General features: G+C 72.9%; 15 protein-coding genes and 2 pseudogenes. 4 read left to right on the top strand and 13 right to left on the bottom strand.

All coding sequences use genetic code 11. The features are described 5' to 3' along the window. Positions 1-34: 34 nt before the first annotated feature. The 3 genes from ACZ6QQ_RS14820 to ACZ6QQ_RS14810 all read right to left on the bottom strand — a co-directional run bounded on the left by ACZ6QQ_RS14820 (position 35) and on the right by ACZ6QQ_RS14810 (position 3,524). Complete coding sequence (locus ACZ6QQ_RS14820; RefSeq protein ID WP_465876673.1) at positions 35-2,413, bottom strand: sodium-translocating pyrophosphatase; 2,379 nt, start codon at positions 2,411-2,413, stop codon at positions 35-37. Between the two features lie 320 nt (positions 2,414-2,733). Beyond that, positions 2,734-3,171: an ATP-binding protein gene (locus ACZ6QQ_RS14815; protein ID WP_465876671.1), complete on the bottom strand. Its 438-nt coding sequence runs from the start codon at positions 3,169-3,171 to the stop codon at positions 2,734-2,736. Further along, positions 3,168-3,524 carry an STAS domain-containing protein gene (locus ACZ6QQ_RS14810; protein WP_465876669.1) on the bottom strand — a complete coding sequence of 119 codons (357 nt, stop codon included), beginning with the start codon at positions 3,522-3,524 and terminating at the stop codon, positions 3,168-3,170. The genes ACZ6QQ_RS14815 and ACZ6QQ_RS14810 overlap by 4 nt, the downstream gene beginning before the upstream one ends. A 196-nt stretch (positions 3,525-3,720) precedes the next feature. Between ACZ6QQ_RS14810 and ACZ6QQ_RS14805 the strand changes: the two genes are divergently transcribed. Together ACZ6QQ_RS14805 and ACZ6QQ_RS14800 are read left to right on the top strand one after the other, a co-directional pair. Further along, positions 3,721-6,111, top strand: a complete 2,391-nt coding sequence (locus ACZ6QQ_RS14805; protein WP_465876668.1) for a DEAD/DEAH box helicase — start codon at positions 3,721-3,723, stop codon at positions 6,109-6,111. A gap of 58 nt (positions 6,112-6,169) precedes the next feature. Next, a complete protein-coding gene (locus tag ACZ6QQ_RS14800) occupies positions 6,170-6,397 on the top strand; it encodes a hypothetical protein (protein ID WP_465876666.1) in 228 nt (75 codons plus the stop codon). Between the two features lie 24 nt (positions 6,398-6,421). Here ACZ6QQ_RS14800 and ACZ6QQ_RS14795 read toward each other — a convergent pair whose 3' ends face one another. From ACZ6QQ_RS14795 to ACZ6QQ_RS14785, 3 genes and pseudogenes are all read right to left on the bottom strand, one after another. Beyond that, on the bottom strand, positions 6,422-6,928 hold the full coding sequence (locus tag ACZ6QQ_RS14795; protein WP_465876664.1) for an SRPBCC family protein: 507 nt from the start codon (positions 6,926-6,928) through the stop codon (positions 6,422-6,424). A gap of 55 nt (positions 6,929-6,983) precedes the next feature. Further along, positions 6,984-7,283: pseudogene (locus ACZ6QQ_RS14790) on the bottom strand (Rv3654c family TadE-like protein); the annotation flags it as partial. Positions 7,284-7,584: 301 nt separating this feature from the next. Continuing rightward, complete coding sequence (locus ACZ6QQ_RS14785; protein ID WP_465876663.1) at positions 7,585-8,157, bottom strand: helix-turn-helix domain-containing protein; 573 nt, start codon at positions 8,155-8,157, stop codon at positions 7,585-7,587. Between the two features lie 77 nt (positions 8,158-8,234). Between ACZ6QQ_RS14785 and ACZ6QQ_RS14780 the strand changes: the two genes are divergently transcribed. Further along, positions 8,235-9,185: an alpha/beta hydrolase gene (locus ACZ6QQ_RS14780; protein WP_465876661.1), complete on the top strand. Its 951-nt coding sequence runs from the start codon at positions 8,235-8,237 to the stop codon at positions 9,183-9,185. A gap of 49 nt (positions 9,186-9,234) precedes the next feature. Continuing rightward, complete coding sequence (locus tag ACZ6QQ_RS14775; protein WP_465876660.1) at positions 9,235-10,206, top strand: CPBP family intramembrane glutamic endopeptidase; 972 nt, start codon at positions 9,235-9,237, stop codon at positions 10,204-10,206. A gap of 73 nt (positions 10,207-10,279) precedes the next feature. Here ACZ6QQ_RS14775 and ACZ6QQ_RS14770 read toward each other — a convergent pair whose 3' ends face one another. The 7 genes and pseudogenes from ACZ6QQ_RS14770 to ssd all read right to left on the bottom strand — a co-directional run. Next, on the bottom strand, positions 10,280-10,645 hold the full coding sequence (locus tag ACZ6QQ_RS14770; RefSeq protein WP_465876658.1) for an Rv3654c family TadE-like protein: 366 nt from the start codon (positions 10,643-10,645) through the stop codon (positions 10,280-10,282). Beyond that, complete coding sequence (locus tag ACZ6QQ_RS14765; protein ID WP_465876657.1) at positions 10,642-11,010, bottom strand: TadE family type IV pilus minor pilin; 369 nt, start codon at positions 11,008-11,010, stop codon at positions 10,642-10,644. The genes ACZ6QQ_RS14770 and ACZ6QQ_RS14765 overlap by 4 nt, the downstream gene beginning before the upstream one ends. Beyond that, positions 11,007-11,177 carry a DUF4244 domain-containing protein gene (locus ACZ6QQ_RS14760; RefSeq protein ID WP_465876655.1) on the bottom strand — a complete coding sequence of 57 codons (171 nt, stop codon included), beginning with the start codon at positions 11,175-11,177 and terminating at the stop codon, positions 11,007-11,009. The genes ACZ6QQ_RS14765 and ACZ6QQ_RS14760 overlap by 4 nt, the downstream gene beginning before the upstream one ends. 24 nt (positions 11,178-11,201) lie before the next feature. Beyond that, entirely contained in the window at positions 11,202-11,945 is a 744-nt protein-coding gene (locus tag ACZ6QQ_RS14755; protein WP_465876653.1) for a type II secretion system F family protein, read from the bottom strand. After that, the gene (locus ACZ6QQ_RS14750) at positions 11,945-12,892 is read right to left on the bottom strand and encodes a type II secretion system F family protein (RefSeq protein ID WP_465876651.1); all 948 of its coding nucleotides are present in this window, start codon (positions 12,890-12,892) and stop codon (positions 11,945-11,947) included. The genes ACZ6QQ_RS14755 and ACZ6QQ_RS14750 overlap by 1 nt, the downstream gene beginning before the upstream one ends. Then, positions 12,889-14,265: a TadA family conjugal transfer-associated ATPase gene (locus ACZ6QQ_RS14745; RefSeq protein WP_465876649.1), complete on the bottom strand. Its 1,377-nt coding sequence runs from the start codon at positions 14,263-14,265 to the stop codon at positions 12,889-12,891. Before ACZ6QQ_RS14745 ends, ACZ6QQ_RS14750 begins: the two co-directional genes overlap by 4 nt. After that, positions 14,262-15,104: pseudogene (gene ssd / locus ACZ6QQ_RS14740) on the bottom strand (septum site-determining protein Ssd); the annotation flags it as partial. The pseudogene ssd and the gene ACZ6QQ_RS14745, both read right to left, overlap by 4 nt. Positions 15,105-15,193 lie beyond the last annotated feature (89 nt).

Below are 15,193 nucleotides of genomic sequence, written 5' to 3'. Positions count from 1 at the left end.
CCACCGCACCATCCGACCCGTTGCAGCGGACCGATCAGGCGGTGATCGTCTCCGGCCGGTGTTCCGAGCTGCCGGTGGCACCCGGACCGGAGCTGTCGTCCGACATCGCGACCGGCTTGCGCTTGCTCCACACCACCGCCGCCACCACGATCAGTACGGCGACCAGCGAGACGGAGATCCGCAACGGAGTGTTCCGGTCGTCCCCGATGCTCCACGCCACCACGGCCGGCGCGATCAGCAGCGAGACCAGGTTCATCACCTTGATCAGCGGGTTGATGGCCGGACCGGCGGTGTCCTTGAACGGGTCACCGACGGTGTCGCCGATGATGGTCGCCTCGTGCGAGGCGGAACCCTTGCCGCCGTAGGCGCCGTCCTCGACCAGCTTCTTGGCGTTGTCCCAGGCCCCACCGGAGTTGGCCAGGAAGACCGCCATCAGCGTGCCGGCGCCGATCGCCCCGGCCAGGTACGACGCCAGCGCGCCGGGCCCGAGTCCGAACCCGACCGCGATCGGGGCGAGGATGGCCAGCAGGCCGGGGGTGACCAGCTCACGCTGGGCGTCCCGGGTGCAGATGTCGACCACCTTGCCGTACTCGGGGCGCTGGGTGCGGTCCATGATGCCGGGCAGTTCGCGGAACTGGCGGCGTACCTCCATCACCACGGCACCGGCCGAACGGGAGACCGCGTTGATGGCCAGCCCGGAGAATAGGAAGACCACCGCCGCACCGATGATCAGGCCGACCAGGTTGCGCGGGTTCGCCACGTTCAGCGCGTTCAGGATCTCGGTGCCGACGTCACCCACACCCGCCTCGGCGTACGCCGAGCGCAGCGTGTCGGTGTACGACCCGAACAGGGCGGTCGCGGCGAGCACCGCCGTGGCGATCGCGATGCCCTTGGTGATCGCCTTCGTGGTGTTGCCGACGGCGTCCAGCTCGGTGAGCGTACGGGCGCCGTCCTCGTCGATGTCGCCGGACATCTCGGCGATGCCCTGGGCGTTGTCCGAGATCGGGCCGAAGGTGTCCATCGCCACGATCACTCCGACGGTGGTGAGCAGGCCGGTGCCGGCCAGCGCCACCGCGAACAGGGAGACCGTGATCGAGGTGCCGCCGAGCAGGAACGCGCCGAAGACACCGGCCGCGATCAGCAGTGCGGAGTAGACCGCCGACTCCAGCCCGATGCTGATGCCGGCGAGCACGACGGTGGCCGGGCCGGTCAGCGAGCTCTTGCCGATGTCCTGCACCGGGCGCTTGTTGGTCTCGGTGAAGTAGCCGGTCAGCGCCTGGATCGCGGCGGCGAGCACGATGCCGATGACCACCGCGCCGATCGCCACCCACTGCGGGCCGAGCGGCAGGTCGCCCTCGACGCCGAGCTGCGTACGCCACTCGTCGCCGAGCAGTTCGGCCCAGGTCGCCGGCAGGTACACGAAGGACATCGCCGCGACCAGGATCGCCGACAGCACCGCGGAGGCGTAGAAGGCCCGGTTGATCGCGGTCAGCCCGGACCGGTCGGAGGCGCGCAGCCGGGTGATGAAGACCCCGACGATCGCCACGATCACCCCGATGGTGGAGATGATCAGCGGGAAGACCAGGCCGTCCTCGCCGAACGCGGCCCGGCCGAGAATCAGGGCGGCGACCAGGGTCACCGCGTACGACTCGAACAGGTCGGCGGCCATGCCCGCGCAGTCGCCGACGTTGTCACCCACGTTGTCGGCGATGGTCGCCGCGTTGCGCGGGTCGTCCTCGGGGATACCCTGTTCGACCTTGCCGACCAGGTCGGCGCCGACGTCGGCGGCCTTGGTGAAGATGCCACCGCCGACCCGCATGAACATGGCCAGCAGCGCGGCACCGAAGCCGAAGCCCTCCAGCACGGTCGGCGCGTCGGCCCGGAACAGGACGACGACCAGCGCCGCACCGAACAGGCCGAGCCCGACGGTGAGGAAGCCGACCACGCCACCGGTCCGGAAGGCGATCTGCATCGCCTTCTCCCGGCCTCCGGAGCGTTCCCGGGCGGCGGCGGCCACCCGCAGGTTGGCCCGGGTGGCCAGGGCCATTCCGGCGCCGCCGATGAACGCGCTGAACACCGCGCCGACGACGAAGAAGGCCGAGCGACCGATCTTCACCAGGGTCTCGTTGTCGGTGGCGTGCACCGGCAGCAGGAAGAGCAGCACCACCGCCAGTACGACGAAGACCGCGAGGGTTCTGAACTGCCGGAAGAGGTACGCCGATGCGCCTTCCTGGACCGCTGCCGCGATCTCCTGCATGTTTGTGGTGCCCCTACCGGTCGCCAGTACCGCTCTGGTAAGAGTGGCGGCGAAGCCGAGCGCCACCAACGCGATGACCGCGGCGATGATGACGTACGACAGGTTCTGACTGCTGAGGGACAACCCGCCGCTTTCGGCGGCGAAGGTCGTGGACATCTATGTCCTCCTGTACCCAACACTCGCGCCGGCCGGCGGACGAACCGGCTCGGCGTCTCCACACGTGGAGCGACGGTTCGCAAGCGTCCCCGCCGGGCCAAGGCTTCAGCTCAGCGGTGACCACCCGGTCACGCGAGCGCGGGACCAGGGCACTTGCTGATAACCCCGGGTACTCTATCGGCCCGCAGTGTTGGAGGTCACAGTTACCACCCACCGTGTCGCAATGATCTTCGTCGCTGTACTAGTGGAGTTGATCTGCTATGGCGACGCGGTGCACGGTGGACGGGTCACGACCCGGACGCGAGGTCGGTCGGGACCGGTCAGCGACCGACCGGCCAGACCATGCGCACCTCGGTGCCGATGCCCTCGTCCACCGGGCGCACCTGGAGGTCCTCGACGAATCCGGCCAGCAGGGCGAAGCCCACTCCGACGGTGAGCGCCTCGTCGGTCAGGGACTCGTCGGCCAGCTCGTCCGGGGGGAGCGCGGCCAGGCCGAGCCCGGCCTCGATCGGTGCCCGGTCGGTCACCCGGACCGTGTAGGACCCACCGTCGGACATCTCCACCCGGACCAGGTCGCTGAGACCGTACTGGCGGTGCAGGGCGACCGCGCGGGTGCAGGCTTCGCCGATGGCCAGGCGTACCTCGTCGAGCAGTTCCTCGGCGACGCCGGCCCGGCGGGCGACCGCGACCCCGACCAGGCGCGCGGTGCGGACGTGCACCGGCGCCGGAGAGAAGGACAACCGGACGGTCGACATCACGCGCCGGGGTTCGCCGCGTCCGGCGCCGTCGCCGCGTCGATCGTGGGGTAGAGCGGGAAGACCTGGTCCAGCGCGGTGATCCGGAAGATCTTGAGCAGCGGTTCCTTGTCGCAGACCAGCCCGAAGGTGCCGCCGACCGCGCGCAGCCGCTTCAACTGGCCGACCAGCACACCCAGACCAGTGGAATCGAGGAAGTCCACCCGGCGCAGGTCCACCACGACCTGCCGGGCACCACCGTCGACCATCTCGATCAGGCGTTCCCGGAGCCGGGGGGCGGTGTAGACGTCCACCTCGCCACCGACCTCCAGCACCGCGTGATCGGCGATGGTGCGGGTCGTCAGCGACAGCTCCATCCGTCCTCCTCGACTACCTCTCCGGCTGATGCCGGCCCGACCGGCCAGCTCCCGCCGAGAATGCTCATGGGCATCTAACCATCGTCCGGCCGGCGCCGCACCGAGCCGGAGCGTCGCCTACCTGACCCACGGCCCCCGCCCGCCTGCCGCGCCCCCCGCTTTCGGATCCCGGCGGGTCGATGCGAGAGTGCAGGGCGTGACCACCGCAGCCAGCGTATCCGCCGAGGCCGACCGGCCCCGCCCGGCCGGTGGCCCCGCCCCGACCCCGGCCGAACTGCTGCACCGGCTCCGGGCCCGAACCCGGGACGATCCGGTCACCCACGTCGAACGAGTGCCGGCCAGCGACGGGCACGCCGTACCGTGGCCGGGCTGGGTGCCGGAGCCGCTGCGGGCGGCGCTCGTCGGACGCGGTGTGGTCGCCCCCTGGCAGCACCAGGCCGAGGCGGCCACCCTGGCGTACGGCGGCCAGCACGTCATCGTCGCCACCGGTACGGGGTCCGGCAAGTCGCTGGCGTACCAGTTGCCGGCGCTGGCGACCCTGCTCACCGACCCGCGCGCGACCGTGCTCTACCTGGCCCCGACGAAGGCGCTCGCCGCCGACCAGTTACGCAGCATCGCCGCCCTCGACCTCGACGGCGTACGCCCGGCAAGCTACGACGGCGACACCCCGCGCGCCGAGCGAGAGTGGATCCGCAAGCACTCCCGGTTCGTGCTGACCAACCCCGACATGCTGCATCACGGCATCCTGCCCGGACACGGCCACTGGGCGACGTTCCTGCGCCGGCTCGCGTTCGTGGTGGTCGACGAGTGCCACACCTACCGTGGAGTGTTCGGCTCGCACGTCGCGCACGTGCTGCGCCGGCTGCGCCGCCAGGCCGCCCGGTACGGCCCCACCATCGACGGCGTACCCCGGTCCCCGGTCTTCGTGCTGGCCTCGGCCACCTCCGGCGACCCGGCGAACGCGGCGCAACGGTTGACCGGCCTGCCGGTGACCGCCGTGACCGAGGACTCGTCCCCGCGCGGCGGGGTCACCTTCGCCCTCTGGGAACCACCGCTGCTGCCGCCACCACCGGACGCGGTCGACGTCGGCGAGGCCGAACCCATCCGCCGCTCCGCCCTGCGGGAAACCGCCGACCTGCTCAGCGACACCGTCGCCGCCGGAGTGCGCACGCTCGCCTTCGTCCGGTCCCGGCGCGGGGCCGAGGTGGTCGCCAGCACCGCGCGCCGGTCACTGGACGAGGCGGTGCCGGGCCTCGGCCGCCGGGTCGCCGCGTACCGGGCCGGTTACCTGCGCGAGGACCGGCGCAAACTGGAACGGGCGCTGCTCCACGGCGACCTGCTCGGGCTCGCCTCGACCAACGCGCTCGAACTCGGCGTCGACCTGGTCGGACTCGACGCGGTGCTGATCTGCGGCTGGCCGGGGACGCGGGCGTCGCTCTGGCAGCAGGCCGGGCGGGCCGGGCGCTCCGGCGGCGAGGCACTGGCTGTGCTGGTGGCCCGCGACGATCCGCTCGACACCTACCTGGTGCACCATCCGGAGGCGCTGTTCGGACGCCCGGTCGAGGCGACCGTGCTCGACCCGGCGAACCCGTACGTGCTCGGGCCGCAGTTGTGCTGCGCGGCGTCCGAGGCCCCGCTGACCGAGGCCGACCTGTCGCTGTTCGGGCCGGGGGCGCGGGAGGCGGTGGCCGCCCTGGTCGAGGCGGGCGCGCTGCGGCAACGCCCGACCGGCTGGTACTGGCGGCACACCGGGCGCCCCGAGGTGGACCTGCGCGGCACCGGCGGCGCCCCGATCTCGGTGGTCGAGACGGCCACCGGCCGGCTGCTCGGCACCGTCGACCCGGCCTCGTCCCACTTCATGCTCCACTCCGGCGCGGTCTACCTGCACCAGGGCGTGTCGTACGTGGTCGACGACCTCGATCTGGACGACGCCTGCGCGTTGGTGCACGCACAGGAGCCTGACTGGTCCACCCACGCGCGGGACGTCACCTCGCTCACCGTCGCGTCGGTCCGCTCCTACCGGGACGCCGGGCCGGTCGGGCTCTTCCTCGGTGAGGTGGACGTGACCAGCCAGGTGGTGTCGTACCAGCGGCGACGGCTGTCCACCGGCGAGGTGATCGACACCCGACCGCTGGACCTGCCCGCCCGCGAGCTGCGTACGGTCGCGGTCTGGTTCACCGTGTCGCTGGAGGCGCTGGGGCGGGCCGGGGTGGAGGTGGCCGACGTACCGGGTGCGCTGCACGCGGCCGAGCACGCCGCGATCGGCCTGCTGCCGCTGATCGCGACCTGCGACCGCTGGGACATCGGCGGGCTCTCCACCGGGCTGCACCCGGACACCGGGGCGCCGACGGTGTTCGTCTACGACGGACACCCCGGCGGGGCGGGTTTCGCGGAGCGGGCGTACCACGCGGCGGCCCAGTGGTTGCGGGCGACCCGGGACGCGATCAGCGAGTGCGGCTGCGAGTCCGGCTGCCCGTCCTGCGTGCAGTCACCGAAGTGCGGAAACGGCAACAACCCGCTGGCCAAGGCGGAGGCGGTGAAGGTGCTGGACGTGGTGCTGGCAAACCTGGCCGAGGAATCGGCTTGATTCATCTGTATGGATGACGACCCGTACGGGTACCCTGCTTGGGAGCGCTTCCATAGCAATGCCCAAGGAGGACGAGGTGGCCGACACCATCGCCGAAACCGTCGACCTGCTCTACGGCGTCGACCAGGACAACCTCACGGTGGACCAGCAGATCTCGCTCAGTCAGGCGTACGCCACACTGGCCCAGGCCGAGCAGCTGCACCGGATGAACGAGCAACTGCACGGCATCCACCAGATCCTCAGCGCCTCGGCGCTGCGCGCCGCTGCCGACGGCACCGGCCGCTGACCGCGTCTCAGGTCAGCGGGCAGTTCACGATCTCTCCCGGACCAGGTCGGCGGAGGCCGCCATCGCGGTGAGAGTGGTAATCATGTTGTGACGCAACTGGGCCAGCCGGCCGACCATTCCCGGATCCCGTTCGGCGGCAATCGCACGAGCGCCACTACCACCCGGTCCGTGTTCGAAACTGTGCCGCACCACGGTCTGCTCCGGCGTGTCGCCGGGCAGCAACTCGTACCGCCAGATGGCGGCGGGGCGATCCGGGTGCCCGCTGCCGTCGAGCACGACCCAGGCGAAGACGCTCGGCCGTACGACCTCGGTGACCACGCAGGTCGCCGAGGCGACCTGCCCGTTCGGGTACCGGTTGTGTCCCTCGAACCGGGCTCCGGGCGCCATCGGGTCGAGCCAGCGGGCGGACACGCACTCCGGGCTCCACTCGCCGATCCGCGACACGTCGGTGATCAGCTCCCACAGCCGCGGCCGGGGTACGTCCAGGGTCAGGGTGACGTCCACTCGCTGTCCGGTGATGTCGTCGTTCATGGCTGTTCTCCTCCGGTTTGTCCTAGAAGGAACAACTCCGGCGGAGACCCGGCGGTCACGGGACGTATGTCGGAACAGGTCGGCTCAACCTCGGACGGCCGGCGCGGGCAGTGGCCCGCGCGACGCGAGCCAAGCCCGGTAGTGGGGTCACCGCCGCCTCGACCATTAGTTGCAGGTCGAGTCCGTCCACCGTGCAGTCGAGCATCCGGCCGCCGTTGGCGGTGACGAGCTCGCCGGCCCGAGCACAGGCCACGGTCGGGCCGTCGAGCGTACGGGCGGCGCCGGCCAGGGCGCCGAAGTCGGCCGCCACCCCCGCCCGGTGCCCGGCAACCCTGGCCGCCCCCACCGCTGCCCCGGGGCACCGATCCGCGCCTTCGGCACCCGACTGCCTCGACTGACGGTCTCGGCGAGCGCGGTGGCCGCCGTGGAGCCGGGCCATCCGGAGCCGCTGAAGTGACCGGATCCGTGTTCGGCCGCCGGGATCGGGGCAGCGCGTCGCTGTGGCTGCTCGCGGTCGGGTTGACGCTGGTCATGGCCGGTCTGGCGGGTACGCCCGCGACGACCCGCTCGCCCGCGACGGTGACCGACCCGGATACGACAGCCACCCCGACCCACCACCGGCCGGGCCCAGTGGGCGCCGCCGGCACCGGAGCGGTTCACTCGGCCCGCCGCTCGGTCCCGGCTTCCGGGCCGGCTTCCGCCCTGGGTTCATCCGGTACGACAACCAGACTGACGACCCGACGTATGCGGCCATCTCCCCTGGCGTTTCCGACCCTGGCCAGCACGGCGCTCTCGATCTCCCCGACCAGCGCGGCGAACTCCTCCTCGGTCAGCCACACCGCCGCCTGCCGGTAGACCACCCCGTCCACGGTGGGGTCGGCGTTCTCGTGGGCGAGGTAGCGGTCGAAATCCCCCATCAACGAAGCCGAAAACGTCGTGTACGCCCGCAGGTGGTCCTCGCGGGTCATCGTCGCCCGCGCGGCGGGGTCGATCACCGCCTGCTCCTTGCGTACCCGGTAGCTGCGCTCGACCGTGCCGCGGACCCGCTTCTCGTCCACCACCTCAAGCACGCCTGCGTCGGCCAGCACGGCGATGTGCCGGTACATCGTCGCAGCCGGGATGTCGGGTAGGCGGTCGCGCAGCTGTGCGGTGGTCAACGGGTCGGCGTCGAACAGCGCTTGCAGGATGCGCATCCGCACGGGGTGCAGGAGAAGGTCCGCAGTTGCCATGCCCCCATGTTCCCACATACGATAATGTTCCCAGCGCTGATAATGTTCGCAAAGCCGAGAATGATGGGAGGTGGGACATGCGGAACGTCGACATGACCGCCACCGCCGACGACGGACTGCCCCTGGTCGGCACACTGACCCTGCCTTCGGGTTCCGGCCCACACCCGGCCGTCCTGCTGGTGCACGCCTCGGGACGGCTGGACCGCGACGGCAACACCACCGGCCGGTCCCGCATGGAACTCGGACCGCCGCTGGCCGCAACACTCGCGGAGAACGGCATCGCGACCCTGCGGTACGACCGGCGCGGCGTCGGAGCCACCTCCGGTGACTGGCGTACGACCGGGTTCGGCGACAACCGGCTCGACGCCGCCGCCGCGCTCCGCGCCCTGGCCGAGCGTCCCGACATCCGGGCAGACGCCATCGGCGTGATCGGGCACAGCGAGGGTGCCGTCCACGCGATGTCGCTCGGCTCCGCCCCGCAGGTGAGCGCGGTGGTGCTACTGGCCGGGTTCGCCCGGTTGGGAGAGGACGCACTGCGCTGGCAGGCCGGGATGATCGCCCGTGACCTGCCCGCCCCCGTACGGCTGCTGCTGCCGGCCCTGCGCGCCCTGGCCAACCGGCAACTGGCTCGGATCAAGGCGAGCGGCGCGGACGTGATGCGGGTCGCCGGGAGGCCGATGAACGCCCGCTGGATGCGGGAGATGCTCCACCACGACCCGCGCCCGGACCTGTCGAAGATCGAGGTTCCCGTCCTGGCGATCACCGGCGGCAAGGACATCCAGGTCGACCCCGCGGACCTGGACGAGATCGGCCGACTGGTCCGCGGTGAGGTCCAGGTCCACCGGATTCCCGACCTCACCCACCTGCTGCGCCGCGACCCCGGTCAAGCGTCGTTGCGCTCCTATCCACGGCTGTTGCGCCAGCCGGTCGACGCCGACCTGCTCGCACAGGTGAGCGGCTGGCTCGCGCACCGGCTCGGGGACACCTCGCGGGAGCTTCCCGCAGCACGACGGACGGACTCTCCCTGAGGGGAGGGGAAGTCACCACCGGAGGCCACCGGCCCGCTCATTCCATCGAATGCCCCAGTTGCAGCTTCCGCTCGCCCCCGGCATGAAGGAAATCGAAATTCCTCCATGCGACACCCTTGAAAGGGAAACCGGCGTGACTATCGCAACCCCCGTTCGCCAGCACAGCGGCCTTGCCATTTTCTGGGCTGTGACGTTCGCGTGGACCCTCGTCTTCTGGATTGCCGCGATCACTCTCGGTGGGTCGCCGACGAGTTCTCCCACCGCCGTTCCCTACCTGCTCGGTGGCTTCGGCCCGGTGGTCGGCGCGATCGTGCTCCGAGTACGCCGCTCACGCCGCCGCGAGCCCATTCCCGCTCACACGGTGCGGACCCGACTGAACGTACGACTGTTCTGGGCGTTGCCCATGCTGATCCTGGCTTCGGCAACCGTGGTGGGAGCCGCGCTGCTCGCAGAACTCCTGGGTGGCCCGGTGGTGAGCCTGACCGAGGGGCGGGATCTCATCGCGACCGTCGGTGGGCCCGTACCGTTCTTCGTCAGCATGCTGATCGCCGGTCCGCTGGCCGAGGAGCCCGGTTGGCGCGGCACCGCATATCCCCGCCTGCTGGCGTCGTTGAGCCGCCTTCAGGCCGGCCTGCTGTTGGGTGCCGCGTGGGCCGTGTGGCACCTGCCGCTGTTCTTCATCGACGGGACTCTCCAGTCGGAATTCGGGCTGTTCAGCTGGAGCGGGCTGCTGTTCACCCTGAGCGTGTTCCCGATGGCGCTGCTCACCGGTTACGCCTACGAGCTTGCCGGGGTGGTGGCCTCGATCGCGGTCCACCTCGGCGTCAACATGACCATGGCGCTGCTGACCGTCAAGTCACCCGTCACGCAGACCGCCATCCTGGCGGTGCAGGTTGTCGTCGCGATCGCGCTGCTCGCGGTGCAGCGTCGTCGCCGGCCGGACCTGTCGATCCACGTGGACCCCCAACCGCACCCGGTCGTCGACGACCCGGCGTCGCGGGTCGGCACGACCCGAGGTTGATCGGTTCGGGCGACCCGATCCGGAGCCGTCCAGTGGCAGACCTGCCGGTTGGCAGGTCTGCCACTTCGCTTCGTCAACCGCGTGCCGGGCCGGCTCGGGCGGCCGCTCGGGCCACCCGGTTCAGGCCCGGCAGTGGGGTGACGGCGACCTCGACCACGAGTTGCAGGTCGAGTCCGTCCACCGTGCAGTCGACCATTCGGCCACCGTTGGCGGTGACCAGCTCGCCGGCCCGAGCACAGGCCACGGTCGGGCCGTCGAGCGTACGGGCGGCGCCGGCCAGGGCGCCGAAGTCGGCCGCCACCCCCGCCCGGTGCCCGGCAACCCTGGCCGCCCCCACCGCTGCCCCGGCCAGACCGGCCATGACCAGCGTCAACCCGGCCGCGAGCAGCCACAGCGACGCGCTGCCCCGATCCCGGCGGCCGAACACGGATCCGGTCACTTCAGCGGCTCCGGATGGCCCGGCTCCACGGCGGCCACCGCGCTCGCCGAGACCGTCAGTCGAGGCAGTCGGGTGCCGAAGGCGCGGATCGGTGCGCGTACGGTCGCGACGACTCGCTCGCCCTCGACGGTGACCGACACGGTGGCGCCGGGTGGTGCGGAGCCGGCTCCGGCCGGTACTCCCGGTTCGCCCCGGGAGGCGGCGAGTGCCGCCTCCCGAGCCGCGTCCACACACTGGGCCTTCATGGTCACCGCACCGACGGCGGCCAGCCCGACGAGCAGCAGCATCACCAGCGCCGGCAGGCCCGCCGCCAACTCGGCGGTGAACGAGCCCCGGTCGTCCTCGGCCCACCGGCACCGGATCACTTCAGCGCCCGGTCGATCACGGCGGTCAACGCCGACTGAACGTTTCCGGAGGTCAGAACCTTGAGCAGGATGCCGGCGAACGCGACGGCGGCGAGCGTGCCGACGGCGTACTCGGCGGTGTTCATCCCGGCGTCGCCGCGCAGCCGGGCCCTCAGTTTGCGGATCATGGTTGTCCCTTTCCTCGTACGGACTCAAAGCACGTCGCCGAGCACGGCGACGATCACCGGCACCAGGCCGGCGAGAATGAAGGCGGGCAGGAAACACAGCCCGAGTGGCAGCACGATCAGCACGCCGGCCCGCCGCGCCGCCGCCTCGACCGTGGTGGCCCGGTCGGCGCGCAGGTCGTCGGCGAGGCGGGTCAGCGCCCCGGCGAGCGCGGCACCGCTGGTGGACGTACGGACCGCGGCGGCGGTGAGCCGGTCCGCTCCGGCGACGGTGCCGAGGTGGGACCAGGCCTCTTCCGCTTCGCCGCCGAGGCGCAGGGTCCGACCGACCCGGTGCAGCCGCTCGCCGAGCGGACCGCCGAGGGCCTCGGCCACCGAGACCACCGCCCGGTCGACGGGAGCGCCGGCCCGCAGCGCGGCGGCCAGCAGATCAGCACCGAGCGGCAGGTCGGCGACCTCGCGCAACCGCAGTCGGCGGGCGCCGGCCGGTTCGAGGCGACGCAGCAGCCGGTCGCCCAGGATCCCGACCAGCATGCCGGCCATCGCTCCGGTCCAGCCGCCGAGCACGACGGCCACGGCCAGTCCACCGAACACGGCCCCGAACCGGATCAGATCCAGCGGCCCTCGACCGCCGCCGCCACGCTCGTCACCCCGAGTCAGGTCGAGCCGGAGCAGACGACGTCGGGGGCGTCGTCCGCCGCGTCGGCGGGCAACGAGGACAAGTCCGGCCGCACCGGTCAGGGCGAGGACCAGCGTCGTCGAGGTCGACATCAGGCCGCTCGCAGCGCGCTGCCGGCGAGTCGGTCGGCCCAGGCCAGGCCGGCGAGTTGCAACACGATGGCACCGACGGCGCAGCCGGCCCCGATCGGCGTACGCAGCAGCACGGCGAGCGGGTCGACGCCGATGCCGTAGCCCAGTGCGATGCCGCCGAGGGGTAACCCGGCGAGCAGCATCGCGGTCGCCCGTGCACCGGCCGCCTGGGCGGCGGCAGCGGCGAGTCCCCGGTCCATCGCGCGGGCATCGGCCTCGATCCGCTCCAACAGATCGGCCAACGGCGCGCCGGTCTGCTCGGCGAGCCGGACCGCCGCCCGGGCCAGCCCGTCGATCCGCTCGGCCGCACCGGTCACCGGCGCTGTGATGCGCCCGGTCGGGGGCGCACCGGCGGTCGCCGCCGAAGCCGCGTCGGCCGTGAACGCGTTGGTGATCGGCAGGCCGGCACGCAGGTCGGCGGCGAGCGCGCAGAGGTTGTCCAGCTGCCGGCGGCGTGCCTGTTCCGCCGTTCGTCCGGTACGCCGTCGCAGCGCGGCCCGTCCGGCGAGTCCGCCGTACGCCAGCGCGGCGAAGCCGGCGACCGGTCCACCGAGCACAGCTCCGGCCACCGCCGCCAGGCCGGCGACAACCACCACGACCCGATTCGGTGCACCGTCCACCCAGCCGGGCACCGGGACCCGCCACCCGAACACCACCCGCCCGCTGGCCCCGGTCCCGGCCCGCCCGCTGGCCCCGGTCCCGGCCCGCCCGGTGTCCCCGGTCCCGGCCCGCCTGGTGTCCCCGGAGGAGGGTCCGGCGCCGGTGTCCGTGGTCTCGGCCCGGCGGCCGGCTCCGGAGGAGGGTCCGGCAATCGCCCGCCAGCGGGCCCGACTGCGCACCGGCGACCAGGCCACCAGCCCCGCCGCGACAACCAGACAGGCCGCGACGAGCCACCATCCGCCGCTCACGCCCGACCTCCCGTACCGGACAACGGCACCGACGACGGCAGGGGCGGTCGGCTCGGCTGCGCGCCTTGCAGCAGCACCGCCGGTACGGGCACCGCCCGGTCGGCGAGGAGCCGGGCGAGCGCGGTGGCGGCCGGTCCGGCACCTTCCCCACGCCGCCAGGCCGGTACGACGGTGACGAGCCGTTCCGGCCCGCTCGGCAGCAGCAGGCAGACGGCTTCCAGCACCCGTCCGCGCTCGGTGCGGCGTACCTGCAACAGCACCTGGAGGGCGGCGGTGACCTGCGCGTGCAGGGCGGCTCGGGGCAGGCCGCCGAGCAGACCGAGCGCCTCCAACCGGGCCGGCACGTCGGCCGGGGCGTTGGCGTGCAGGGTGCCCGCGCCGCCGTCGTGTCCGGTGTTGAGCGCGGCGAGCAGGTCGACCACCTCGGCGCCCCGGCACTCGCCGACGACTATCCGGTCCGGGCGCATCCGGAGCGCCTGGCGGACCAGGTCGCTGAGCCCGACCGTGCCGGTTCCCTCCACGTTGGCCGTACGCGCCTGGAGGCCGACCACGTGCGGGTGCACCGGGCGCAGTTCGGCCGCGTCCTCGACCAGCACTATCCGTTCGGTCGGCGGGACCAGTCCGAGCAGCGTGTTGAGCAGGGTGGTCTTGCCGGACCCGGTGCCACCGACGACCAGGTACGCCAGCCGGGCGGCCACCACGGCGGCGAGCAGTGGTGCCGCCGACCGGGGCACGGTGCCGTGGCGGACGAGTTCGTCGAGGGTGAACGGCCGCTGCCGGAAGGTACGCAGCGACAGGTACGGCCCGTCGGCCGCCACCGGCGGCAGTACGGCGTGCAGTCTCGTCCCGTCCGGCAGCCGCCCGTCGACGTACGGTGATCCTTCGTCGAGGCGCCGGCCGCAACCGGCGGCGAGCCGTTGGGCCAGCCGTCGTACGTCGTCGCGGCCGCCCAGCGCGATCGTCACCGGTTGCAGTCCCCGTCCCCGGTCGACCCAGACCCGTGCGCCGTTGACCAGCACGTCGGTGACCTCGGGGTCGGCGAGCAGCGGGGCGAGCGGACCGGCGCCGACGAGGTCGTCGTGCACCCGACCGGCCATCCGGAGCACGGTGGTGTCGCCCAGGACGGCGGCGGTGGGCTCGTCGCGTACGGCGGCGACGACGGCGGCCGGGGTGATCGCCGTACCCTCGGTGGCGAACCGTCGGCGGACCCGGCCGGCCAACTCCCCGCCGACAGCGACGGTGCCACGGCCGGCGGTCCGGGGCCGGATGTCGGTCGGGGGCCGGATGTCGGTCGGGGGCCGGTTGTCGGTCGGGGGCCGGTTGTCGGTCGGGGGCCGGTTGTCGGTCGGACCCGGGCCGGTGCGGCCGGTCATGCCGCGCCCGTGATCGGCTGGTCGTCGAGCTCGGTGAGCAGGCGTTGGCAGAGGGTGGCCAGCGGGCCCCGGCCGCTGGACGCGGGCGCCTCGCCGCGCTCCAGGCCACGGCTGAGTCCGGGTTCCGGGCGGAGTGTGCCGGCCAGCGGCAGGCCGAGTGCGCGGGCGACCTCGCGGGCCTTCAGGCGGCCGGGCGCCGGCCCGCGCACGATCACCGCCAGGTCGGCGCAGTGCAGGCCGGCGACGGCTACCACCCGCGCGGCCGCCGCGGTCGCCCGCAGTTCGGCCGGCACCACGACGAGCGCCCGGTCGGCGGCCTGCAGGGCGATCACGGCCGGGTCGTCGAGCTGGCGTGGCAGGTCGACGACGACCAGGTCACGGCCCCGACGGCCGGCGTCGATCGTGGCCGCCATGGCCTCGGCCGGGAGGCTGAACAGCTCACCCCGGTCCCAGGAGAGCATCACCAGGTCACCCCGGCTCGGCAGGGCCCGGACCAGCGCCGGTGCGTCGACCCGGCCGTCGGCCTCGGTGAGCGCCGGCCAGCGCAGTCCGTCGAGTTGTTCCCAGCCGAGCACCAGGTCGAGTCCGCCGCCGAGCGGGTCGGCGTCGACCAGCAGGGTGCGCAGCCCGCCCCGCGCGGCGGTGACGGCGAGTCCACCGGCCAGTACGCTCGCGCCGGCGCCGCCCCGCCCGCCGATCACCGCGACCACCCGGCCGGGTGCGGCACCGGCCGATCCGGGTACGCCCTCGGCGAACCGGTCCACCAGCCACGGTTGCGCCGCGGGCAGCATCGCCACGTGTTCGGCCCCGATCAGTTCGGCCAGTTCCCAGCCGGGGGGGGGGGGGGGGGGGGGGGGGGGGGGGGGGGGCAGGGGGGGGGGGGGGGGGGGGGGGGGGGGGGGGGGGGGGGGGGGGGGGGGGGGGGCGG

Source organism: Micromonospora sp. NPDC049529 (assembly GCF_055586685.1).
This window is presented reverse-complemented; position numbering and strand designations above follow the sequence as displayed.

Bases quoted from the DNA above. Each gene is read 5' to 3' on its own strand.
- ACZ6QQ_RS14820 (WP_465876673.1), bottom strand. From the start codon at position 2,413: ATGTCCACGACCTTCGCCGCCGAAAGCGGCGGGTTGTCCCTCAGCAGT.
- ACZ6QQ_RS14810 (WP_465876669.1), bottom strand. From the start codon at position 3,524: ATGGAGCTGTCGCTGACGACCCGCACCATCGCCGATCACGCGGTGCTG.
- ACZ6QQ_RS14800 (WP_465876666.1), top strand. From the start codon at position 6,170: ATGCCCAAGGAGGACGAGGTGGCCGACACCATCGCCGAAACCGTCGAC.
- ACZ6QQ_RS14795 (WP_465876664.1), bottom strand. From the start codon at position 6,928: ATGAACGACGACATCACCGGACAGCGAGTGGACGTCACCCTGACCCTG.
- ACZ6QQ_RS14785 (WP_465876663.1), bottom strand. From the start codon at position 8,157: ATGGCAACTGCGGACCTTCTCCTGCACCCCGTGCGGATGCGCATCCTG.
- ACZ6QQ_RS14780 (WP_465876661.1), top strand. From the start codon at position 8,235: ATGCGGAACGTCGACATGACCGCCACCGCCGACGACGGACTGCCCCTG.
- ACZ6QQ_RS14775 (WP_465876660.1), top strand. From the start codon at position 9,235: ATGCCCCAGTTGCAGCTTCCGCTCGCCCCCGGCATGAAGGAAATCGAA.
- ACZ6QQ_RS14760 (WP_465876655.1), bottom strand. From the start codon at position 11,177: ATGATCCGCAAACTGAGGGCCCGGCTGCGCGGCGACGCCGGGATGAAC.
- ACZ6QQ_RS14755 (WP_465876653.1), bottom strand. From the start codon at position 11,945: ATGTCGACCTCGACGACGCTGGTCCTCGCCCTGACCGGTGCGGCCGGA.
- ACZ6QQ_RS14745 (WP_465876649.1), bottom strand. From the start codon at position 14,265: ATGACCGGCCGCACCGGCCCGGGTCCGACCGACAACCGGCCCCCGACC.